We start from the raw sequence: 21663 nt of genomic DNA on the forward strand, positions 1-21663 counted from the left end.
TTCGCCGAGCTGAAGGAAGGTCCTGCGATGATAGATGTTCACTACTGGCCGACGCCCAACGGCAAGAAAGTCACCATCCTGCTCGAGGAACTCGGGGTTCCTTATCAGGTGGTCCCGGTTCGCATCGGCGTAGGCGACCAGTTCACCGACGATTTCCTGAAGATCAGCCCGAACAACCGCATGCCGGCCATGGTCGACACCGAGCCCAAGGGCGGCGGCGCGCCGATCGGCGTCTTCGAGAGCGGGGCGATCATGATGTACCTCGCCGAGAAGGAAGGCCGCTTCTGGCCGCAGGACGTGCGCGGCAAGTACGAGGTCGCCCAGTGGATCATGTGGCAGATGGCCAACCAGGGGCCGAAATTCGGCGAGCAGGGCCATTTCGGCCGCACGCCCGAGAGCGCCGGCGACCAGTCCTATGCCCGCAAGCGCTTCGCCGACGAGGTGCACAGGCTCTATGGCGTGATGAACAACCGCCTCTACGACCGCCGCTACATGGCCGGCGACGCGTACACGATCGCCGACATGATCTGCTATCCGTGGAGCGTGAACTTCCAGATGCGCGGCATCGACCTTGAGGAGTTCAAGTATTTCAAGCGCTGGTACGAGGAGCTCTCGGCCCGGCCCGCCGTGCAGAAGGGCATGGCGGTCACCGCCGGCGTGACGCCGGGGGACCCGGCCAAGCTGCCGCCCGAGGAGCAGGATCGCCGCCGCAAGCTGCTCTACAACCAGCGCGCCCGCCCGGCGCCCGAAGGCGGGCTGCTGAGCGTCTAGTAGATCACCACCGAGCGGATGCTCTCGCCGCGCCGCATGAGCTCGAAGGCCTCGTTGATCCGCTCCAGCGGCAGGGTGTGGGTGATCATCGGGTCGATCTCGATCTTCCCGTCCATGTACCAGTCGACGATCTTCGGCACGTCGGTGCGCCCGCGCGCGCCGCCGAACGCCGTGCCACGCCAGACGCGCCCGGTGACCAGCTGGAAGGGCCGGGTGGCGATCTCCTTGCCGGCTTCGGCGACGCCGATGATCACGCTCTCGCCCCAGCCGCGGTGGCAGGCCTCCAGCGCCTGGCGCATGACCTCGACGTTCCCCGTGCAGTCGAAGGTGTAGTCGGCGCCTCCGTCGGTGAGCTGGACGAGGTGGGCCACGAGGTCGCCATCCACGGCCCTGGGATCGACGAAGTGGGTCATGCCGAACCGGCGGCCCCAGTCCTCACGGGCCGGATTGACGTCGACGCCGACGATCATCGAGGCGCCGACCAGCCTCAGGCCCTGCACCACGTTGAGGCCGATGCCGCCCAGGCCGAAGACGATGCAGTTCGAACCGGGCTCGACCTTGGCCGTGTTGACGACCGCGCCCACGCCCGTGGTCACCCCGCAGCCGATGTAGCAGGCCTTGTCGAAGGGCGCGTCGGCGCGGATCTTCGCCACCGCGATCTCCGGCAGGACCGTGTGGTTCGAGAAGGTCGAGCAGCCCATGTAGTGGAAGATCGGGGCTCCCTTGTAGGAGAACCGGCTGGTCCCGTCCGGCATCAGCCCCCTGCCCTGGGTGGCGCGGATGGCGGTGCAGAGGTTGGTCTTGCGCGACAGGCAGCTTTTGCACTGGCGGCATTCGGGCGTGTAGAGCGGGATGACGTGGTCGCCGGGCGCGACGCTGGCGACGCCGGGGCCCACCTCCAGCACCACGCCCGCGCCTTCGTGGCCGAGGATCGAGGGAAACAGCCCTTCGGAATCGAGCCCGTCGAGCGTGTAGGCGTCGGTGTGGCAGATCCCCGTCGCCCTGATCTCCACGAGCACCTCGCCGGCCCGCGGGCCCTCCAGATCGAGCTCGACGATTTCCAGCGGCGTCTTGGCCTCGAAGGCGACGGCGGCCCGGGTCTTCATGGTCGCCCTCCCCTTCAAGGCGGCGCGAGTTTTTCGCAAGCCGGAGCGCTTGTGAAGCCGCTTTACGGTCCTTGGCCGCGCGCCTTGCCTCGCCCTCGCTCAGGGAGGACAGCCATGCAGGCTCGGTTCACCTATGCGATCCGCTTCACCGACGACATGGAAGGCGCGGTGGCGTTCTTCCGCGACAGGCTCGGGCTGAAACTTCGCTTCTACACCCCGTTCTGGTCGGAGTTCGAGACCGGCGACGTCACCCTCGCCCTGCACCCCGCCTCGCCAGCAAACCCCGCCGGAAACGTGCAGCTCGGCTTCGCCACCGACGACGTGGTGCGACTGCACGCTGAGGCGGAAACCGAGGGCCTGATCTTCAGCGCGGCGCCCAAGGATGAGCACGGGACCAAGCTCGCCACCATCCGCGATCCGGAGGGCGCCGAGATCAGCCTGACCTCCTGAGGTTCGGACGGGCGCCAGCCGCCGGGAAGCTCTGCCGGAGAAACGGGACTCGGTTCCCGGCGTTAGACGCGCCATGAGTGACATCCACGACCTGACCGCCGACGAACGCGCCCTGCTGTTCCAGGCGCTCAATGGGCCGCTGGTCGACCGGAATCCGGCGTTCCTGGGGCTCTGCCTGCGACTCTGCGGGCGCAGGCTCCTGCAGCGGGCCGGCAGCGCGGCGGCGGCGAACGGCTGGCGCGGCTCGCCGCACGCCTTCGTCCTGACCCGTGACGGCTGGCGGCTCGTCAAATCGGAACGGCGGCGGAAGCCCCTTCGGCGGACGGGTTGAGCCTCATCCGCCGTCGGAGACCAGGGACAGCGGAGGCGTGACGCTTTCGAGCGACCGCCGCTCGGCCGAGACCCCGAGCCAGATCTGCACGGCGGCCGCCAGCAGCATGAGCCCGCCGCCCAGGAGATAGCCCTTGAAGATCTGGCCGCGCTCGCCGGTGTCGATCAGCGCGCCGAACAGCGCCGGGCCGCCGACCCCGCCCAGCAGCGTCCCGAAGGCGTAGAACAGCGAGATGGTGACGGCGCGCGTCTCCAGGGGGAACAGCTCGCCGACGGTGAGATAGGCTGCGCTGGCCGCGGCCGAGGCGAAGAAGAAGATCACGCTCCAGGCGATGGTCTGGGTCTCCGCCGTGAGCGCGCCGCGGGCGAACAGCCAGCCGGTGACGCAGAGCAGCGCGCCCGCAAGCCCGTAGGTGGCCGCGATCATCGGCTTGCGGCCCAGGCTGTCGAACAGTCGCCCGAGCAGCAGCGGCCCCAGCACGTTGCCGAGCGCGAACGGCAGCATGAAGTAGCCGATGTTGCGGTCGGCGATGCCGTAGAACCTCGTCAGGATGAGGGCGTAGGTGAAGAAGATCGCGTTGTAGCAGAAGGCCTGCGTGGCCATCAGCACGACGCCCAGCGCCGTCCGCCGAGGATGGGTGCGGAACAGGATTGCGGCGATCTCCAGCCAGTTGGTTTCTCCGCGGCGCATGAAGCGCAGCTTCGGCGTCTCCTTGATCAGCGGCGGCAGGGCGGTGTGGCGCTCCACCCGCCGCTCGATCTCGTCCACCACGGCGGCGGCTTCCTCCGGCCGGCCGTGGGTCATCAACCAGCGCGGGCTCTCCGGGATGAAGCGGCGGACGAAGACGATGATCAGCGCCAGCACGCCGCCGATCACGAAGGCAAGCCGCCAGCCCCAGGCCTGAGGGACCACGGCCGGGTTGAGCACCACCAGCGAGCCCACCGCCCCCATCGCCGCCCCGACCCAGAAGGTGCCGTTGACGGCGAGGTCCGTATAGCCGCGCCGGCGGGCCGGGATCAGCTCCTGGATGGCCGAGTTCACCGCCCCGTACTCGCCGCCGATCCCGGCGCCGGTGATGAATCGGAACAGCATGAAGGACCAGAAGTCCCAGGACAGGCCGGTGGCGATGGTCGCCAGCAGGTAGACCCCGACCGTCACGGTGAACAGCCGCCGCCGTCCCAGCCGATCGGTGAGGCGGCCGAACACCAGCGCGCCGATCACCGCGCCCAGGATGTAGGAGCTGCCCGTCATCCCGATCTGCGCCGCCGTCAGGTTCAGCGCCTGCGGGCTGGCGATCGCCGAGGACAGCGAGCCGACCAGCGTGACCTCCAGCCCATCGAGTATCCAGGTGATCCCGAGGGCCGCCACGACCAGCCAATGGAACCGGCTCCACGGCAGCCGGTCCAGCCGGGCCGGAACATCGGTTGCGAACACCTCCCCCTCGGACGCCATGCCGGCTCCTTCAGCCCCTCACGCCCCGCCTCAACGCGCAGCGGTGGAGCTTGGGTTCAAGCGGCAGGCGCCCTATGGCTCGGAACATGCCGAACGAGGAGGTTCTGGTGGATGCGCGCGGGCACCGCTGCCCCGTGCCCACGCTGCGCCTGCGCCGCGCGCTGGAGGCGGCGGGCCGCGGCGTGCGGGTGCGCCTCTTGGCGGACGACCCGATGGCGCGCATCGACGTGCCGCACTTCGCCGCCGAGATCGGGGCGGTGATCCTCGCCTGCGACGAGCGCGACGGCGGGATCAGCTTCCTGGTCGCGAAGCCATAGGCCTTGCGCCCCTGAGGTCCTTGAGCGCCGGCCTGGGCGCGTTCGCATCGATGGCGATCTCCACCTCCGTGGCCAAGGCGCCGCCGAAGAAGATCGCGTTCACGTTCCACGACAACCAGATCAGGAAGACGACCACCGTGGCGATGGACCCATAGGTCGCCCCCAGCGGCGCGATGTTCTCGACATAGAAGGCGATGGCCCAGGACATGAACAGGCACAGGCCCGCCGCCACCACCCCGCCCAGCACCGAAGCGCGCCACACGACCGGCCGGCGCGACATGGCGAAGCGATAGACGAAGGAGAGCCCGATGCTCAGGCTGGCGCTGGCCCAGGTCCACTCGCTGAACAGCCATGTGACGCCGCGCAGCGGCCGCAGATCGAAGGCGGAGCCCAGGATCCTGAGGCCGAAGAACACCGAGGAGATGATCGACAGCGCCGCGAAGGTCGCGACCAGCACGGCGAACGCCAGGAGATTGAAACCCACGAAGCCGTGCGGCTCGTCCTCGTCGTGGATGAAGGACAGGCCCGCCAGCAGCGCCTTGAAGCCGCGGTGAGCGGCGTAGGCGCCGACGAAGAGGGCGAGCAGGCTCTGGGTGGAGACGGCGACGTGCGAGGCCTGCACGAGCCGCACGAGCTCGCTCTGCAGCAGGGTGCGCGCGCCTGGCGGCGCCAGCACCGAGAGCACCTGTCCCAGCCGCGCCGCTTGCTCTGGGTCAGCCAGAAGACCGTAGAGGCCCACCAGGATGGCGAGCGCCGGAAAGATGGCGAGCAGGGCGAAGAACGAGACGCCGCCGGTGTAGAGCATGACGTCCCGGCCCCAGATCCGGACGAGCGCCTTGCCGGTGACGATCAGGCCCGTGCGAAGCCAGTGGACCGGGTCCCAGTCGATGCGGCGCAGTCGGGCCATGAGCCGGCGGTTCATCGGCGCGGAGCGTGGGGAGGAACGTCGCACGGTGCAAGCGCAATGCGCAGGGCTGAGGGCCGGGCGCCAGAACGGCGCGCCACCGGGTTGAGGGGTGACGCGCCGCCGATGGGCGTGTCTTTGCCATCCGGGCCATTCGCCGCTTCGAGGGACGGGAGAGCGCGACGAACAACCCTGCGTCAATCTGCGATCGCGCGGCTGAACCCAGGCTGAACGCGTCCGTCAGGAAACCGTCTCGCGATCGATCGCCCCGGCCTTGGCGAGCGCATCAATCTCGATCCTGGAGAAGCCCCAGTCGGCCAGCGCCGCCTCGTCATGCGCGCCGATGCGCGGCGGCGGCCCCTGGATGGCGCCCGGGGTGGCGGAGAATCGCGGTGCGGGCGCGGGCTGGGTGACGCCGGCCACTTCGACGAACGTCTGCCGCGCGGCGTTGTGCGGATGCTTCGGCGCCTCCTCGAGGGTCAGCACCGGGGCGAAGCAGACGTCGCTGCCGCCCATGATCTCGGTCCATTCGTCGCGGCTCTTGGCGGCGATCACCTTGGCGAGCTTTTCGTGCAGTTCCGGCCATGCGGCGCGGTCATGCTGCCTGGCGAACTCCGGATCCTCAATCCCGGTCTTCTCCAGCAACAGTGCGTAGAACTGCGGCTCGATCGAGCCGATCGAGATCCAACGGCCGTCAGCGCACTGGTAGGTGTCGTAGAAGTGCGCCCCTCCGTCGAGCATGTTGGCGCGCCGTTCGTCTTTCCACATGCCGGAGGCCTTGAAGCCGTAGAACATGGCCATCAGGGACGCCGCGCCGTCGCTCATGGCGCAGTCCACCACCTGGCCCTGCCCGGTGTGGCGGGCGCTGATCACCGCGGCGAGCAGGCCAAACGCCAGGTAGAGCGCCCCGCCCCCGAAGTCGCCGACCAGGTTGAGCGGCGGGACCGGCTTGTCCTTGGTCCCGATCGCGTGCAGCGCGCCGGTGATGGCGATGTAATTCTGGTCGTGGCCCGCGGCCTGCGCCCACGGTCCCGTCTGGCCCCAGCCGGTCATCCGTCCGTAGACGAGCTTCGGATTTCGCTTCAGCGCGACCTCCGGCCCGAGGCCCAGCCGCTCCATCACCCCGGGACGGAAGCCTTCGAAGACGGCGTCGGCTTCGGCCATCAGCTTGAGGCACGCCTCGACGGCGGCGGGACTCTTCAGGTCCAGCGCCACCGACCGGCGGCCGCGTGAGGTGACGTCGGTGGGCGCCCCGCCCCGCCCGCCCTTGCGGTCGATGCGCACCACGTCGGCGCCCAGATCCGACAGCAGCATGCCGCAGAACGGGCCTGGTCCGATGCCCGCGAACTCGACGATCTTCAGGCTGGTGAGCGGTCCCTGGCGCATGTGGTCCTCCATGGTCCTCCCCACTAGAGCCCCTGCCGCTTGGTCAGCCAAGGCCTCGCGGCGCGCGAGCCCGCCGCGCCTGTCGCAACCGGAGCGCGCCGTCTATGGTGGCGCCGCGCGCGCGATTCACCTCTCGTCAGGACGCGGTGGCGCAAGTTGGCGTTCGGGGTTCGGGACGGGGGCATGGCGGCAGGCGTGCAGGCGCGGGTTGTGATCGTGGCGCGCGACGACGCCCTGGCCGGACCGTTGGCCGACGGCCTCGACCGGCTGGGCTGGCGCACGGTCACGGCGCGCGGCGCCTATGCCGCCCTGGCGGCGCTCGCGGATCTGCAGATCGAAGCCGCCGTCATCGACCTGGCGGGCGGCGCCGAAGCCCTCGAACTGGCCGAGCGCATGAAGGAGGCCTGCGCGCCGCGCCGGCTGCCGGTGGTGGCGGTGGGTCAGCCCGACGCCGCCCTCGAGCTTCGCGGGTTCGACCTGACGCTCGCTCCGCCGCTGCATCCGGCGCAGGTCGCCATGCGGCTGGAGACGCTGGTGCGCACCGCGGTCGCGGAAGAGGAATTCGAGCTCCGGCTGGAGACCTTCGCCGAGCGAGGCCGCGGCCTGGAGGTCGTCGAGCCGCCGGCTGCGCCCTACCAGGTCCTGGCGATCGGCGAGCCCGCGCCACAGTTCCTGGCGCTCTCCAACGCGCTCGGCGAGCATGGGGCCGAGGTGGTCGGCTCCTTCACCGCCTACACCGCCTTCGACTACCTGCACGAACGCCGCTTCGACGCGGTGGTGCTCTGGGCGGGGGAGAACCCGCAGGAGGCGCTCTCGATCGCCGCGGGGCTGCGGCGCAACACGCGCCTCTACCACACCCCTGCCCTGCTCTACATGCGGCCCCATTCCTATGTGACCGCGGCGGAGGCCTATCACCGCGGGATCAGCGACGTGGCGACGCCGGAGACGCCCGAGGCCGAGACCGCGCGCCGGGTCGTCGAACTCGCCCGCAGCTACCGCCGCCAGAGCGCCGTGCGGCAGGCGCTGGAGGCCGCCCGCACCTCCGGCCTGATGGACGCCGCCAGCGGACTGTTCACCCGCGATCTCTTCGCCGCCCACCTGGCGCGCCTCGCGCGCGCCGCGATAGAGCGGAACCGACCGCTGTCGGTCTGCGTGCTGCGGGTGGCGGACAAGCCGGAGATCCTGGCCGCGCGCGCCGGCGGATGGATCGCTCGCGCCATTCCCCAGATCGGCTCGATGATCGGCCGGCTGGTGCGCGTGGAGGACACCGCCGCGCGCCTGGCGCCGGAGGTCTTCGCCCTGGCGCTGCCCGCCACGCCGGCCGGAGCCGCGCGCGCCGCCGGCGAGCGCATCGCCGCGGTGATCGGCTGCACGGCTTTCGAGGCCGGTGACGGGAAGCCGCCGTTCGTGGTCGAGTTCGACCTGGGCGTCGCCGAGGTCTTCCGGGCCGATGGCGCGGCGCTTGCGCTCGAAGCCGCTGCGGCGGAAGCTTTTGGACGGAAAGCCAGCTGATGACGCCGAACCCGCCCCCCAGCCTGCCGCCCGCCGCCTATCTCGTTCCGCTGGTGGTGATCGGCCTCGTCATCCTGCGCAACGCGCGGGCGCGGCAACTGAAGATCGAGCGGATGTGGGTCACCCCGGCGATCCTGCTGGCGCTCACGGCGCTGACCTTCGTTCAGCAGGGCCCGCCAAGCGCAGCGTCGCTCGAGCTGGACGCGGCCGCCCTCATCGTGGGCGCGCTTCTCGGCTGGTGGCGCGGCCGCTTCACGCGCATCGCCGTCGATCCGGCGACGCAGGCGCTCACCAGCCAGACCTCGCCCATCGGCATGCTGCTGATCCTCGCCGTGTTCGCCCTGCGTTATGGTCTGCGGGCCTATGCCGCGGCCAACGCCGGCGCCCTCGACCTGCCGATCAACGATCTCACGGACGCCTTCCTGCTGCTCGCCGTCGGGTTGGTCTGCGCCCAGCGGCTGGAGATGGCGCTGCGCGCGAGCCGTCTGCTGAAGGAAGCCCGCGCGGGTTGATTTAAGCCGGTAATCCGCTAAGCGGCGAGCCGCGCGAGCTCGGCCAGCACCTTCTCGGCGGCGTTCAGCCGCTGCTCCGGCGTCTCCCACTCCCCCTTCACCACCACCTTGTGATCGGGCCGCAACCGCCAGGAAGTCTGGTTTTTCTGAACCAATTGAATGAGTCCAGCCGGATTCCTGAACTGCTCGTCGCGGAAGCTGACGACCGCACCCTTCGGGCCCACGTCGATCTTGGCGACATTGGCCTCGCGGCATAGCCCCTTGATCGCCACCACCTTGAGAAGCTGATCCGCCTCCGGCGGCAGGGGGCCGAAGCGGTCGATGAGCTCGGCCGCCAGCGCCTCGCGGTCGGCGGCCTTCTCGGCGTCGGACAGGCGCCGGTAGAGCGACAGCCGCACGTTGAGGTCGGGGACGTAGTCCTCGGGGATGAGCACGGCCGCGCCGGTGTTGATCTGGGGCGACCAGCCGCGATCGGCGACCAGGCCCTGCGCGCCGGTCTTCGCCTTCAGCTCGTTTACCGCGTCCTCGAGCATCTGCTGGTAGAGCTCGACCCCGATCTCGCGGATGTGCCCCGACTGCTCCTCGCCCAGGAGGTTTCCCCCGCCGCGGATGTCGAGGTCGTGGCTGGCGAGCTGGAAGCCGGCGCCCAGGCTGTCGAGCGATTGCAGCACCTTCAGCCGCTTCTCGGCCGAGAGCGTGATCGGCTTCTCCGACGGCGTCGTCAGGTAGGCGTAGGCCCGGGCCTTGGCGCGGCCAACCCGACCCCGGAGCTGGTAGAGCTGGGCGAGGCCGAACATGTCGGCGCGATGGATGACCAGGGTGTTGGCGGTCGGGATGTCGAGCCCGCTCTCGACAATGCTGGTGGAGAGCAGCACGTCGTACTTGCCGTCGTAGAAGGCCGCCATGACGTCTTCCAGCTGAGTGGCGGCCATCTGGCCGTGGCCGACGACGAAGTGGACCTCCGGGACCTGCTCGCGCAGGAAGCGCTCCAGCTCGGGCAGGTCGGCGATCCGCGGCGCGACGTAGTAGACTTGGCCGCCGCGGTATTTCTCGCGCAGCAGCGCCTCGCGGACCACCACCGGGTCCCAGGGCGTGATGTAGGTCCTGACCGCCAGGCGATCGACCGGCGGTGTGGCGATGATCGACATCTCGCGGATTCCGGAGAGCGACATCTGCAGGGTCCGCGGAATGGGCGTGGCGGTGAGCGTGAGCACGTGCACGTCGGCGCGGAGCTCCTTGAGCGTCTCCTTGTGCTTGACGCCGAAGTGCTGCTCCTCGTCGACGATCACCAGGCCCAGGGACTTGAACGCGACCTGCTTGCCGAGGATCGCGTGGGTGCCGATGACGATCTCCACCTCGTCGGCCTTCAGCGCCTCGCGGGTCTCGGCGGCCTCCTTGGGCGGGACCAGGCGGGAGAGCCGGCGGATGCGCACGGGCCAGCCTTCGAACCGCTCGCAGAAGGTCTTGTAGTGCTGGCGGGCGAGCAGGGTCGTGGGCGCGACGACCGCCACCTGCTTGCCGCTCATCGCGACCACGAAGGCCGCGCGCAGCGCCACCTCGGTCTTGCCGAACCCCACATCGCCGCAGATCAGCCGGTCCATGGGCTTGCCGGCCGAGAGGTCTTCCAGAACGTCGCCGATGGCGGTGAGCTGATCCTCCGTCTCCTCGTACGGGAAGCGGGCGCAGAACTCGTCGAAGATGCCGTGCGGCGGCGGCATTTCCTGGGTGTGCTTGGTGGCGCGCTCGGCGGCGATGCGGATCAGGCCCTCGGCCATCTCGCGCAGCCGCTCCTTCGCGCGGGCCTTGCGCGCCTGCCAGGCCGCCCCGCCCAGCCGGTCGAGCTGGACGCCTTCGGATTCCGCGCCATAGCGGGTGAGCAGGTCGATGTTCTCGACGGGCAGGTAGAGCTTAGCCTCGCCGCCGTACTGCAGCTCCAGGCAGTCGTGCGGCGCGCCCTGCACGTCCAGCGTCTTGAGCCCCTCGTAGCGGCCGATGCCGTGCTCGATGTGGACCACGAGATCGCCCGGGGTCAGCGCCGAGGCCTCGGCCAGGAAGTTGGTGGCGCGCCGGCGCCGCCGCGGCCGGGCGAGCCGGTCGCCAAGGATGTCGGTCTCCGAGACGACCGCCAGGCTCTCCGTCTCGAAGCCGGCGTCGAGCGGCAGCACGACCCGCTGCGGAGTCTTGGGATCCGCCGCCTTGGCCGCGTCCCAATAGGGGGCAAACGGGATGTTCTTGAGGCCGTGGTCGGCGAGCATCGAGCCCAGCCGGTCGGATGATCCCTCCGACCAGGAGGCGAACAGCACGCGCTTGCCGGCGCTGGCGAGCTTGCGGGCGTGGTCGGCGGTGGCTTCGAACAGGTTGACGCTGTCGCGCTGCCGCTCCGGGGCGAAGTTGCGCCCCGCCCTCGCCCTCATGTCGACGACCGCCTCGCCCTCGGCTTCGAGGAACGGCGTGAAGCGGCGCGTGGGCCGCGCCTGCAACGCCTCGCGCCACTCGTCCTCGTCGAGATAGAGCCGCTCGGGTTCGAGCGGATGGTAGTGGGTGCGCCGGTCGGTCTGGCTGCGCGCGCCGTAGGCGTCGCGGACCACGGCGAGCCGCTCGTCGCGGGCCTCGCCCGCCAGGTGGTCGAGCGCCACGAGGCTCCCGTCCGGCAGGTAGTCGAGCAGCGTCTCCATGCGGGAATAGAACAGCGGCAGCCAGTGCTCCATGCCGGCGCGGCGGCCGCCTTCGGACACGGTGGCGTAGAGCGGATCGTCGCCCGCCGCGCCGAACGCCTCCAGATAGCCGCTGCGGAAGCGCGAGACCGCGTCCTTGTCGAGCAGCGCCTCGCTGACCGGAAGCAGCGAGACCTCCTTCAGCTGCTTCGTCGAGCGCTGGGTCTCCGGATCGAAGGCGCGGATGGATTCCAGAGTGTCGCCGAACAGGTCGAGGCGCACCGGCTCCTCGGCCGCGGGCGGAAAGACGTCGATGACGCCGCCGCGGATCGCGAACTCGCCGTGCTCGGAAACCGTGGAGGCCCGGGCGTAGCCGTTGACTGCGAAATACCGCTCGAGATCGGCGATTTCGACGACATTGCCGACGCGCGCCGAATAGGCCGCGCGCGCCACCGCCGAACGCGGCGGGACCCGTTGCAGGAGCGCCGGCACAGCGGTGACCAGCAGCCGCGGCTTGGCGTCGAGACCCTCGGCAAGCCGGGAGAGCGTCGCCATGCGTTGGGCGGCGACGGCTGGCGAGGGCCCGATCCGGTCGTAGGGCAGGCAGTCCCAGGAGGGCAGCCGCAGCACCTCCACATGCGGCGCGAAGAAGGCGAAGGCCTCGGCGAAGGCGGACAGCCGCGAGCCGTCGCGGGCGACGAACACCGAGAGGCCTTTGCGCGCCTTGACGATGTCGGCCATGACCAGGGCGTCGAAGCCTTCGGGCGCGCCGACCAGATCCAGGCCGCCCGGATCCTCCGCCACGCGCCTGAGGCCGGCCGCGGTGATCGGCCGCGAGCTGTCATCCGCCATGGTCGTCTCCCCGCGAGGCGTGAGCCTCAAAGCGGAAGGCTCTGATCCGATCCATGATGGGCCCGCAGAATTCCGCCGGCGGCTCGGCGCGGCCGACGATCCAGGCGTAGAGATCCGGGTCGGGGACCTCGAGCAGCCGCTCGAACCAGCCGAGCTCGGCCTCGCTGAAGTTCGGGACGTGCCGGTCCGCAAACGGCCCCAGAATGAGGTCCGCTTCCCTGAAGCCCCGGCGCCAGGCCCGGAACCTCAGCTTCTTGAGCCGGGCGTCCTTGTCAGCGGTCATCGGAAGAGCGGCGGATATAGAGCGCTCGGGCCTTGCGCGCCAGCCGGGCTATGTTGCTTTCATGCGGCCGGAGATTCTGTTCCCGCTTTTCGCGCCGATCACGACGCTCAAGGGTGTGGGCCCGCGCGTGGCGCCGCTGCTCGCCCGGGTGGCGGGGCCGGTCGTGCGCGACGTGGCGTTCCTGAAGCCGCATTCGATCGTGCGGCGCACGCCCGCTTCGCTCTCGGCGGCGCGCGACGGCGAGGTGATGACCTTCGAGGTGACCGTCGATGAGCACCAGCGGCCGCGCACAAGCGCCCAGCCCTGGCGCACCCGGGTGTCCGATCCGACCGGCTGGATGACGCTGGTGTTCTTCGGACGCTTCGCCGATGCGCTGGAGAAGCGCCATCCGGCGGGCACCAGGCGGATCGTCTCGGGCAAGGTCGGCGACGACAAGTTCGGCCGCCAGATGGTGCACCCGGACTACATGGTCGAGCCGGGCAAGGGCGAGGAGATCCCGGAGCTGGAGCCGATCTATCCGGCGACCGAGGGGCTGCCGGCGCGCCGGGTGCGGGCCTTCGTTCTCGAGGCGCTGGCGCGGGCGCCGGAGCTGCCGGAGTGGCAGGATGCGGCCTGGCTCGCGCGCGAGCGGTTCCCCGGCTGGCGGGCGGCGCTCCAGCGGCTGCATGAGCCGCAGAGCGAGGCCGATCTGCTGCCCCAGGCGAACCACCTGCGCCGGCTGGCCTACGACGAGCTCCTGGCGCACCAGCTCGCCATGGCCCAGCGCAAGGCCGAGCGGCGGCGCGAGCCTGCGGCCAGGATCGAGCCCAGCCCGATCGCCGAGCGCGTCCGGGCGGACCTGCCGTTCGCCTTCACCGGCGCGCAGGCCCGCGCGCTCGCCGAGATCCGCGCCGACCTCGCCTCCGGCGAGCGGATGAGCCGATTGATCCAGGGCGACGTCGGCTCGGGCAAGACCGTGGTCGCCATGTGCGCCATGGCCGACGTGGCGGCCGGCGGCGGCCAGAGCGCGCTGATGGCGCCCACCGAGATCCTGGCGCGCCAGCACTTCGAGACCATCGCCGGGCCGCTCTCCGGGCATGGCGTCGAGGTCGTCCTGCTCACCGGGCGCGACAAGGGCAAGCCGCGCGCCGCAAAGCTTGCAGCCTTGAGTTCCGGGGCCGCCAAGGTGGCGGTGGGCACGCACGCGCTGTTCCAGGACGACGTCGTCTTCGATCGGCTGCGGCTGGCCGTGGTCGACGAGCAGCACCGGTTCGGGGTCGCCGAGCGGCAGCGGCTGCAGGCCAAGGGCCGGGGCGTGCACCTCCTGGCGATGTCGGCGACGCCCATCCCGCGCACACTCGAGCTCACGGTCTACGGCGACCTCGACGTCAGCCGCATCGACGAGAAGCCGCCCGGCCGCACGCCGGTCGCAACCCGCGCTGCGCCCATCACCCGCGTCGGCGAGGTCGAGGCGAGGCTTCGCCAGGCGGTGGCCGGCGGCGCGCAGGCCTTCTGGATCTGCCCGCTGGTCTCCGAGACCGAGACCTCCGACCTCGCCGCCGCGGAACGCCGCGCCGCCGACCTCGCCAAAAGCATCGGCCCGTCGGTAGGCCTGGTGCACGGCAAGCTTGCGCCCGCCGCCAAGGACGCGGTGATGGCCGATTTCGCCGACGGCAGGCTCTCGGTGCTGGTCGCGACCACGGTGGTCGAGGTGGGCGTCAATGTGCCGAACGCCACGATCATGGTCATCGAGCAGGCCGAGCGCTTCGGACTGGCCCAGCTGCACCAGCTGCGCGGCCGCGTCGGCCGCGGCCGGCAGGAGAGCGCCTGCGTCCTGCTCTACGATCCGCCGCTCGGGGAGACGGCCCAGCAGCGCCTGGACATCCTGCGGCGCACCGACGACGGGTTTCTGATCGCCGAGAAGGACCTCGAGCTGCGCGGCGGCGGCGACGCGCTGGGCCTTCGCCAGTCCGGGTTCCCGGCCTATGTGTTCGCCGATCCGTTCGCGCACGCCGACCTGATCGCCGCCGCCGGCGACGACGCCCGCCTGGTCATGGCCCGCGACCCGGAGCTCAAGAGCGCCCGCGGTCGGGCGCTGCAGGTGCTCTCGGAGCTGTTCGACTGGAAAGCCGGGATGGCGCTGAGGGACGCGGGATGAGCCGGCGTGTCTCGGCCGACCGGTCTGGCTTTGGGATCTGCCCTGGAGCAGTATCGCCGCCATAGCTTGCCCTCTGGAGGTCGGAGCATGACCGGTCAGTCTCTTCTTTCGCTCGGGCTTGCGGCCGTCTGCATCGTGGCGGCCATCCTCCTGTGGCGGGCGTCCGGGTCGCAGCCGCTCCCGCTGCCGCACATCCCCACGCACGCGCACGCGCCCGGGGCCGCGGCCCAGGCTCCATCGAGCGGCGCAGCGGGCGTGTTGGGCGGCCCGCGCAACCTTCAGGCCGCGATCAACGCGTCGAACACCAGGGTCGCGGGGGCTCTGAACAACGCCAAGTAAAGGTGTCGGAGCCGGGAGCCGCCCCCGGCTTCAGCGCACCTTCACCATCCGCTTGCCGCGGTTCTCGCCGGCGAGCAGGCCGATGAGGGCGGCCGGCGTGTTCTCCAGGCCCTCGACGATGTCCTCCTGGACCTTGAGCCGGCCGTCGGCGACCCAGCCCTGCAGGTCCTTCAGCGCCGCCTCGCGCTGGGCGTCGAAGTCCGAGACGATGAACCCCCTGAGCCTCAGACGCTTGGTGACGATCAGGCCGGGGATGCCGCGCGGCCCGTGCGCGGGCGGCGGGCCGTCGTACTGCGAGACCGCGCCGCAGCAGGCGATCCGGCCATGCGCGTTCATCGCGAACAGGCAGGCCTCGAAGATGTCGCCGCCGACATTGTCGAAATAGACATCGATCCCGGAAGGCAGCGCCTCGCGCATCGCCCGCTTGAGCTCGCCCGACTTGTAGTCCAGCGCCTCGTCGAACCCGAGCTCGGCCTTCAGCCACTCGCACTTGGCCTTGCCGCCGGCGATGCCCACCACGCGGCAGCCCTTGAGCTTGGCGATCTGACCGACGATCGAGCCCACCGAGCCGGCCGCCGCCGAGACCACGACGGTCTCGCCGGGCTTTGGCTGGCCGCATTCCAGCAGCCCGAAATAGGCGGTGAGTCCGGCCACGCCGAAGACGCTCATCAGATGGGTGACGGGCTCCAGCCGGGGCAGCTTCTGCAGCCGTCTGGCGAGAACCGCGGCGTAGTCCTGCCAGCCGATGTCGCCGCTCACCAGGTCGCCGGGCGCCAAGGAGGGATCGCGGCTCTCCACCACCTCGGCGATGGCGCCGCCGGCCATCACCTGGCCGGAACTGAGCGCGGAGCGGTAGGTGGCGCCCTGCATCCAGGCGCGATTGGCGGCGTCGAGCGAGATGTAGCGCGTGCGGACCAGGGCCTCGCCCTCTGCAGGCGCCGGCGCGTCGGTCGCGACCAGCTTGAAATGCTCGGGCGAGAGCTTCCCCTGCGGGATCTGGTCGAGGACGATCTGGCGGTTGGTCTGCGGCATGGCGCGCTCCGGCGAGGCTGTGCGCCGTCAGGGTTGCGCACCTGCCGCCTGGCCGGTCAAGGCGGCCACGCGGGCGAGCGCGTCGGCCTCGATGTCGGCATAGAACAGATTGTAGCCCGGCGCCTTCTTGCGGTCGGCCCAGGAGCCCTGCGGGCTGAAGGCGCCCGACTTGGGAGCTGAGACGCGCAGGATGCCGTCCTGGCACTGGGCCGACACCTGGCGGGCCAGGAACGCCGGCCGGGCGTCCCATTCCAGGCCCGTGGCGTTGGCCGCGCCGAGGTTCAAGCGCGCAGCCGCCGGCGCATCGGTGGTGGCGCCGAGCAGCGGATTGAAGCACAGGGCCTGGCGGCCGTTCAGTCCGACGAGCTCGCCATGCGGCCCCCAGACCAGCGCCCGGTCGAGCAGCGTCTGCGCCCGCGGGAACTCATCGGCCCTGAGCGTCATCCACGCCGCGAGGCAATGGGCCTGAGCCCGCATCATACAGGGCGGGATCGGCGGGCTCTCAGCCGGAACGATGGTGCGGATCAGATAGGCCGCCACCAGCCGGCTGCGCACCGCCGGATCGGGCGCGACCTGCTCGGCGAGAAGCCGGTCGGCGAGCAACCCGCCCTGCTCGACGCCCACCAGGACGAAAGGCCGGCCCTGGTTCTCGTGCTGCAGATAGAAGCGGAACGCATCGGCGACATCGCCGTAGGCGAAGCGCCGCGCCTCCTGGGCGTCCTCGCGGAGCGTCAGCTCGCTGTAGAGGCTCGCCTGGCGGTAGCGCGGGGCATAGAGCCGGCCGACGCGCACGAAAGGTCCCGCGTAGTTGGGGGCCATGACCCGGCGGAACAGCTTGTCGCCGCGGCGGTCGTCGATCGGCGCGTTCCACTGCTCGCCGCCGTCGTAGATCGTGGGCGAGAGGAAGAATACGTCGACCGCGCCGGCCGGCGCATGCGCCGGATCGGTCGGCAGCAGGTACCACGCCGACTTCAGCGCGTAGTCGGGCGCCTTCGGCGGCGTATAGGTCTGGAAGGGGATCTTGGGATCGAGCGCCGTGCGCTGCAGGTCGTCCCAGAACACGCCGGTGGCGAGGCCCAGGACCAGCACCAGGCCGAGAATGGCCAAGGTCAGCCAGAGCGGCGGGCGCCCAACCCGAGCCGGCATGGCCTAGCGGTAGGGATCCGGCTGGGAGAGGTAGCGGGTCACGTAATCTCCGATCCCCTCCTCCAGCGGCGTCATGGGTTTCGGATAACCGGCCGCGGACAGCCGCTCCATCGAAGCCTCGGTGAAGTACTGGTACTTGTCGCGGATGGCCGGCGGCATGGGCGTGTAGTCGATCGCGGGCTCGCGCCCGGCCGCCTGGAAGACCGCCTTGGCCATGTCCTCGAAGGTGCGCGCCCGGCCGGAACCGAGATTGAAGATCCCATTCACCTCCGGCGTCCTCGTCAGCCATTCGACCACCTCCGCCGCGTCCCGGACATAGAGGAAGTCCCGCTTCTGGCCGCCGTCCGGCACGTCCTTGCGGTAGCTCTTGAAGAGCTGCACCGAATGGCCTTCGCGCACGTGCGGCCAGATCTGGGCGGCCACCGACTTCATGGCCCCCTTGTGCTCCTCGTTGGGCCCGTAGACGTTGAAGAACTTCAGCCCCACCCACTGCGGCGGCGCGTAATCGCGGCTTGCCTGGCGCACGGCGAAGATGTCGAACAGCGCCTTCGACCAGCCGTAGGTGTTCAGCGGGCGCAGCGCGACCAGCGCTTCGTAGTCATTGTCGTCGACGAAACCCTGGGCGCCGGCTCCGTAGGTGGCGGCCGAGGAGGCGTAGATCAGCCGCCGCTGCCGGTCCGCGCACCAGCGGAACAGGTCGCGGCTCAGGCTGAAGTTCGAGCGCAGGATCTTGTCGGCGTCCGGCTCGGTGGTGGAGGACACCGCGGCCATGTGGATGACCACCTCCACCTCGCGCCAGCGCTTCTCCAGCCACTCGAACATCTCCTCCGGCGCCACGAAGTCGCCGATCGGGTGCTTGGCGATGTTGCGCCACTTGCCGAGCTCGGCCTCCCGCAGCCGGTCGCAGACCACGATGTCGAGCGAGCGGTCCTCGGCGAGCTTGGCGGCGATGTTGGAGCCGATGAACCCCGCCCCGCCGGTCACGAAGACGATGCGGCGCGTCACCGGCTGGCCTTTCGGCTCATCCGCGCGATGGCCGCGGTCGTCGAGTAGCCCTCGACGATCTCCGCCAGGCGCACCTCTCCGCCCCAGCTCTTGACCAGGTCCGCGCCAACCACCTCGTCCTCGGCGTAGTCGGCGCCCTTGACCAGCACGTCGGGGCGCGCGGCTTCGATCAGGCGGACGGGCGTGTCCTCCTCGAAGGGGACGACGAGATCGACCGTGCCGAGCCCGGCGAGCACGAGGGCGCGGGATTCCAGGTCGTTCACCGGCCGCCCCTCGCCCTTCAGGCGACGGACCGAGTCGTCGGCATTGAGGCCGACGATCAGGCGGTCGCACCAGCTCCTGGCCTGGGCCAGATAGGCGACGTGGCCCTTGTGCAGGATGTCGAAGCAGCCGTTCGTGAAGCCGATCCGGAGGCCCCGCGCCCGCCAGCGGGCCACCTCGTCGGCCATGCGGCGGAGGGTGGCGACCTTGGCCTCGGCCGGCGCCATGTGGGCGACGAGGGCGGCCTCGATGAGCTCCTCCGGCGAGACCGCCGAAGTGCCGGCCTTGCCGACCGCGACGCCGCCGGCCAACTGTGCGAAGCCGGCCGCCGCGTCCAGGTCCGCGCCTGACGCCAGCGCCAGGCCGAGCGCCGCCAAGGTGGTGTCCCCGGCCCCGGAGACGTCGAAGACCTCGCGCGGGGCGGTCGCGAAGTGGCGCACCGGCTCGCCGCGGAGCGCCAGCGACATGCCCTTCGACGCCCGCGTCACCAGGATCGCCTTGGCGTCCCACAGGCTGAGCGCATGCGCCAGCGCCGTCTCGATCTCCGCGTCGGTCTCGGCCGGCAGGTCGGTCGCGTGCGAGAGCTCCAGCGCATTGGGCTTGATCAGGTCGACCGCGCCGTAGCGGGCGAAGGAGCGCGCCTTGGAATCCACCACCACCTGGCCGCCCGCCGCATCGGCGGCCGCACGGCAGGCGGCGATGACGGCCTCGGTGACCACGCCCTTGCCGTAGTCGGAGATCAGGATCACGCCGGCGTCGTCGGCGGCGTCGGCGATCGTGCGGATCAGGCGCTGCTCCACCTCGCCTGAGACCGCGCGGCTCGCCTCCAGGTCGACCCGCAGCAGCTGCTGGCCGCCGGAGATGAAGCGGGTCTTCAGCGTCGAAGGCCGCTCCGGATCGACGATGAGGTAGCCCTCGACGCCCGGCTCCTCGCCGGCCAGCCGCAGCGCCTCCTTGCCCTCCGCGTCGTCGCCGATCACCCCGATCAGCGCCACGGCGCCGCCGAGCGCGGCCACGTTGCGCGCCACATTGCCCGCCGCGCCCAGCATCACCAGTTCGCGCGCGCGCGCCAGGACCGGGATCGGGGCTTCGGGCGAGACGCGGGTGACCTCGCCGTAGACGAAGCGGTCGACCATCAGGTCGCCCACGCAGACCACCCGGCGGCCGGCCGAGAGGCTGAGCAGGTGCTGGAGCTCCGAGAGATCCATGGCGCTCGGTGTGCGGCGCGGCGCGGGCGCGGTCAAGCCGGCCTCAGGCGCTCACCGCCAGTCGGATCCGTTGCAGCGCGGCGAGGAGATCGCGCGCTGAGGCCAGCGGCAGACAGCTCGGCCCGTCGCACAGCGCCCGGTCGGGATCGGGATGGAACTCCAGGAAGACGCCGTCGGCTCCGGCCGCCACAGCCGCCTTGGCGATCACCGGGACGCCCTCGCGGCGCCCCCCGGTCGAGGTGGCGTTGCTCTTCGGATCCGCGCCGGGGAGCTGCACCGCATGGGTGGCGTCGATGGTGACCGGCACGCCCAGGCCCTGCATCTCCTGGATGCTCAGCATGTCGACCACGAGGTTGTTGTAGCCGAAGGAGGCGCCGCGCTCGCACAAAACGGTGAAATCCGCGCCTTCGCTGGCTTCGCGCACCTTGTCGAGGATGTTGCGGCAATCCCAGGGCGCGAGGAACTGGCCCTTCTTGACGTGCAGCCAGCCGCCCGCCGCCCGGGTGGCGCGCGCGGCGGCGACGACCAGGTCGGTCTGTCGGCACAGGAAGGCGGGGATCTGCACCAGGTCCGCCACCGCGGCCACCGCTTCGGCCTGCTCTGGGGCATGGACGTCGGTGCAGATCGGAACATCGACCTGCGCCTTCACTTCGGCGAGCATGCGCAGCCCCTCCTCGAGGCCCGGCCCGCGGTAGCTGTGGATCGAGGAGCGGTTGGCCTTGTCGTAGCTGGCCTTGAAGACGTAGGGCAGCCCGAGCTCGGCGGCGACGATCTTCAGGCGGCGCGCCGTCTCCAGGGCGAGCGGCAGGTCCTCCAGCACGTTCAGCCCGGCGATGACCAGCAGCGGCCGGCCGTCTCCGATCGCGAGATTCCAGCGCTCGAGCGTCAGGACGGTCATGGCTCCCCCTCGGATTGCGGCTGCCGCTAAGTGCCGCGAGCCGCGCCGCATCACAAGCGCGATCGGCCCCGGCGAGCTCAGCCCGCAATCTTCGCCGCGCCCTCCTGTTCCCGCAGCAGGGCGACCTTCCAGCCGCCCGCGCCGCTGACGAGCACGGCCGCCGCGATCCCCCGCTCCGGAGGACGGGGTCTCCCATCCGGGCCGCGCGCGCCGGTGATGGACCACTCGCCGTCGATCGCCACGACGCCGGGCGCGAGCCGGCGCACCTTCACCACCCGGAAAGCCCCGGCGCTGCCGGAATAGCCGCGGGCGAAGGCGGTGCGATAGAACGCCCCGATCTCCGCCGGGCCACGGGCATAGACCCCGGCGGGATTGATGAAGTCGCCATCGGCGGCGAACTGGGCGCCGAGCGCGGAGGCGTCGCCGCGGTCCCAGGCCGCGACGTAGGCGGCCGCCATGGCCTGGGCGACAGTCTCCGCAGTGCCCGGTGCGGCCGGGGCCGCCGTCGTCGCGATCAATGCGGCGCCCAGCGCCGCCCATCCCCATCGCCTGTCCATCGTCGCCTCCATGCATCGAGGCTGCGGACCCTGCACGCCGTACCGTGGTACGGAGTCAAGCGGGTTTCGGAGGATGCTGATGAAGGCGCGGCGCAGGACCATCGGGCGGCTGGCGGCGGAGGCCGGCGTCCACGTCGAGACGGTGCGCTTCTACGAGCGGCGCGGCTTCATCGCCCGGCCGCCCGCCGATCCCGGAGGACGAAGCTATGGCGACGAGGCGGTCTGGCGGATCCGCTACATCAAGACGGCGCAGGCCTGGGGTTGGAAGCTCGCCGATATCGAAGGCTTGCTGGGCGAGGCCGAGCAGTCCCCGAATTTCTGCGCAGCGGTGCGCGCGATGGCGCGGCGGCGCATTATCGAGATCGAGGCGCAGGTCGAGGCGCTCGCTCTGCAGCGCGCCGAGCTCACCGCCTTCATCGAGGCCTGCGCGGCCAAGCCCGACGCCGAGCGCTGCCCCGTGTTCAAGCGGGTCAGCGGGATCGGCTGACCACGGCGGGCCGGCCGCAAGCCTTACGCACCCCTTGGGCCTCGGCGAGCGCTCGGCCATGCG

General features: G+C 70.8%; 21 protein-coding genes. 9 read left to right on the forward strand and 12 right to left on the reverse strand.

Annotated features, from left to right (window positions below):
- On the forward strand, window positions 1-771 hold a 771-nt coding region (locus tag VLI41_RS13955), incomplete at its 5' end, for a glutathione S-transferase N-terminal domain-containing protein (RefSeq protein ID WP_325268691.1).
- Here the strand turns inward: VLI41_RS13955 and VLI41_RS13960 are convergent.
- Window positions 768-1877: an S-(hydroxymethyl)glutathione dehydrogenase/class III alcohol dehydrogenase gene (locus tag VLI41_RS13960; protein WP_325268692.1), complete on the reverse strand. Its 1110-nt coding sequence runs from the start codon at window positions 1875-1877 to the stop codon at window positions 768-770. The two genes, VLI41_RS13955 and VLI41_RS13960, sit on opposite strands and share 4 nt — an antisense overlap.
- Window positions 1878-1991: 114 nt before the next feature.
- Between VLI41_RS13960 and VLI41_RS13965 the strand changes: the two genes are divergently transcribed.
- On the forward strand, window positions 1992-2327 hold the full coding sequence (locus tag VLI41_RS13965; protein ID WP_325268693.1) for a VOC family protein: 336 nt from the start codon (window positions 1992-1994) through the stop codon (window positions 2325-2327).
- Window positions 2328-2400: 73 nt separating this feature from the next.
- A complete protein-coding gene (locus VLI41_RS13970; RefSeq protein ID WP_325268694.1) occupies window positions 2401-2658 on the forward strand; it encodes a hypothetical protein in 258 nt (85 codons plus the stop codon).
- A gap of 3 nt (window positions 2659-2661) precedes the next feature.
- On the opposite strand, the gene VLI41_RS13975 is transcribed toward VLI41_RS13970, so the two are convergent.
- Complete coding sequence (locus VLI41_RS13975; RefSeq protein WP_325268695.1) at window positions 2662-4110, reverse strand: MFS transporter; 1449 nt, start codon at window positions 4108-4110, stop codon at window positions 2662-2664.
- Window positions 4111-4196: 86 nt separating this feature from the next.
- On the opposite strand from VLI41_RS13975, the gene VLI41_RS13980 reads away from it, so the two are divergent.
- Entirely contained in the window at window positions 4197-4427 is a 231-nt protein-coding gene (locus tag VLI41_RS13980) for a sulfurtransferase TusA family protein (protein ID WP_325268696.1), read from the forward strand.
- On the opposite strand, the gene VLI41_RS13985 is transcribed toward VLI41_RS13980, so the two are convergent.
- Complete coding sequence (locus VLI41_RS13985) at window positions 4402-5349, reverse strand: YihY/virulence factor BrkB family protein (RefSeq protein WP_325268697.1); 948 nt, start codon at window positions 5347-5349, stop codon at window positions 4402-4404. The two genes, VLI41_RS13980 and VLI41_RS13985, sit on opposite strands and share 26 nt — an antisense overlap.
- Window positions 5350-5571: 222 nt before the next feature.
- Entirely contained in the window at window positions 5572-6717 is a 1146-nt protein-coding gene (locus tag VLI41_RS13990) for a CaiB/BaiF CoA-transferase family protein (RefSeq protein WP_325268698.1), read from the reverse strand.
- Window positions 6718-6900: 183 nt separating this feature from the next.
- Here VLI41_RS13990 and VLI41_RS13995 point away from each other — a divergent pair, with 183 nt between their 5' ends.
- Both VLI41_RS13995 and VLI41_RS14000 read left to right on the forward strand, forming a co-directional pair.
- Complete coding sequence (locus VLI41_RS13995; protein ID WP_325268699.1) at window positions 6901-8229, forward strand: diguanylate cyclase domain-containing protein; 1329 nt, start codon at window positions 6901-6903, stop codon at window positions 8227-8229.
- Entirely contained in the window at window positions 8229-8741 is a 513-nt protein-coding gene (locus VLI41_RS14000; RefSeq protein WP_325268700.1) for a hypothetical protein, read from the forward strand. Before VLI41_RS13995 ends, VLI41_RS14000 begins: the two co-directional genes overlap by 1 nt.
- 17 nt (window positions 8742-8758) lie before the next feature.
- Here the strand turns inward: VLI41_RS14000 and mfd are convergent, their stop codons facing one another.
- Complete coding sequence (gene mfd / locus VLI41_RS14005; protein ID WP_325268701.1) at window positions 8759-12247, reverse strand: transcription-repair coupling factor; 3489 nt, start codon at window positions 12245-12247, stop codon at window positions 8759-8761.
- Entirely contained in the window at window positions 12237-12530 is a 294-nt protein-coding gene (locus tag VLI41_RS14010; protein ID WP_325268702.1) for a succinate dehydrogenase assembly factor 2, read from the reverse strand. Before VLI41_RS14010 ends, mfd begins: the two co-directional genes overlap by 11 nt.
- Before the next feature lie 61 nt (window positions 12531-12591).
- On the opposite strand from VLI41_RS14010, the gene recG reads away from it, so the two are divergent.
- Complete coding sequence (recG, locus tag VLI41_RS14015) at window positions 12592-14667, forward strand: ATP-dependent DNA helicase RecG (protein ID WP_325268703.1); 2076 nt, start codon at window positions 12592-12594, stop codon at window positions 14665-14667.
- A gap of 87 nt (window positions 14668-14754) precedes the next feature.
- Entirely contained in the window at window positions 14755-15006 is a 252-nt protein-coding gene (locus tag VLI41_RS14020; RefSeq protein ID WP_325268704.1) for a hypothetical protein, read from the forward strand.
- A gap of 30 nt (window positions 15007-15036) precedes the next feature.
- On the opposite strand, the gene VLI41_RS14025 is transcribed toward VLI41_RS14020, so the two are convergent.
- The 6 genes from VLI41_RS14025 to VLI41_RS14050 all read right to left on the reverse strand — a co-directional run bounded on the left by VLI41_RS14025 (window position 15037) and on the right by VLI41_RS14050 (window position 21113).
- Window positions 15037-16038: an NADP-dependent oxidoreductase gene (locus VLI41_RS14025; protein WP_325268705.1), complete on the reverse strand. Its 1002-nt coding sequence runs from the start codon at window positions 16036-16038 to the stop codon at window positions 15037-15039.
- Window positions 16039-16065: 27 nt separating this feature from the next.
- Window positions 16066-17184 (reverse strand): DUF3089 domain-containing protein, encoded by a 1119-nt coding sequence (locus tag VLI41_RS14030; RefSeq protein WP_325268706.1) that lies wholly within the window; start codon window positions 17182-17184, stop codon window positions 16066-16068.
- A gap of 3 nt (window positions 17185-17187) precedes the next feature.
- Window positions 17188-18189 carry an ADP-glyceromanno-heptose 6-epimerase gene (rfaD, locus tag VLI41_RS14035; RefSeq protein ID WP_325268707.1) on the reverse strand — a complete coding sequence of 334 codons (1002 nt, stop codon included), beginning with the start codon at window positions 18187-18189 and terminating at the stop codon, window positions 17188-17190.
- Entirely contained in the window at window positions 18186-19658 is a 1473-nt protein-coding gene (gene rfaE2, locus VLI41_RS14040) for a D-glycero-beta-D-manno-heptose 1-phosphate adenylyltransferase (RefSeq protein WP_325268722.1), read from the reverse strand. Before rfaE2 ends, rfaD begins: the two co-directional genes overlap by 4 nt.
- Before the next feature lie 43 nt (window positions 19659-19701).
- Window positions 19702-20556 carry a 3-deoxy-8-phosphooctulonate synthase gene (kdsA, locus tag VLI41_RS14045; RefSeq protein WP_325268708.1) on the reverse strand — a complete coding sequence of 285 codons (855 nt, stop codon included), beginning with the start codon at window positions 20554-20556 and terminating at the stop codon, window positions 19702-19704.
- Between the two features lie 77 nt (window positions 20557-20633).
- Window positions 20634-21113: an SgcJ/EcaC family oxidoreductase gene (locus VLI41_RS14050; RefSeq protein ID WP_325268709.1), complete on the reverse strand. Its 480-nt coding sequence runs from the start codon at window positions 21111-21113 to the stop codon at window positions 20634-20636.
- A 79-nt stretch (window positions 21114-21192) separates the two neighbouring features.
- On the opposite strand from VLI41_RS14050, the gene VLI41_RS14055 reads away from it, so the two are divergent.
- Window positions 21193-21600, forward strand: coding sequence for a MerR family transcriptional regulator (locus VLI41_RS14055; protein WP_325268710.1), 408 nt, complete (start codon window positions 21193-21195; stop codon window positions 21598-21600).
- Window positions 21601-21663: the final 63 nt, after the last annotated feature.

The sequence above is a fragment of the Phenylobacterium sp. genome, from assembly GCF_035475775.1.
Taxonomy (GTDB): Bacteria; Pseudomonadota; Alphaproteobacteria; order Caulobacterales; family Caulobacteraceae; genus Phenylobacterium.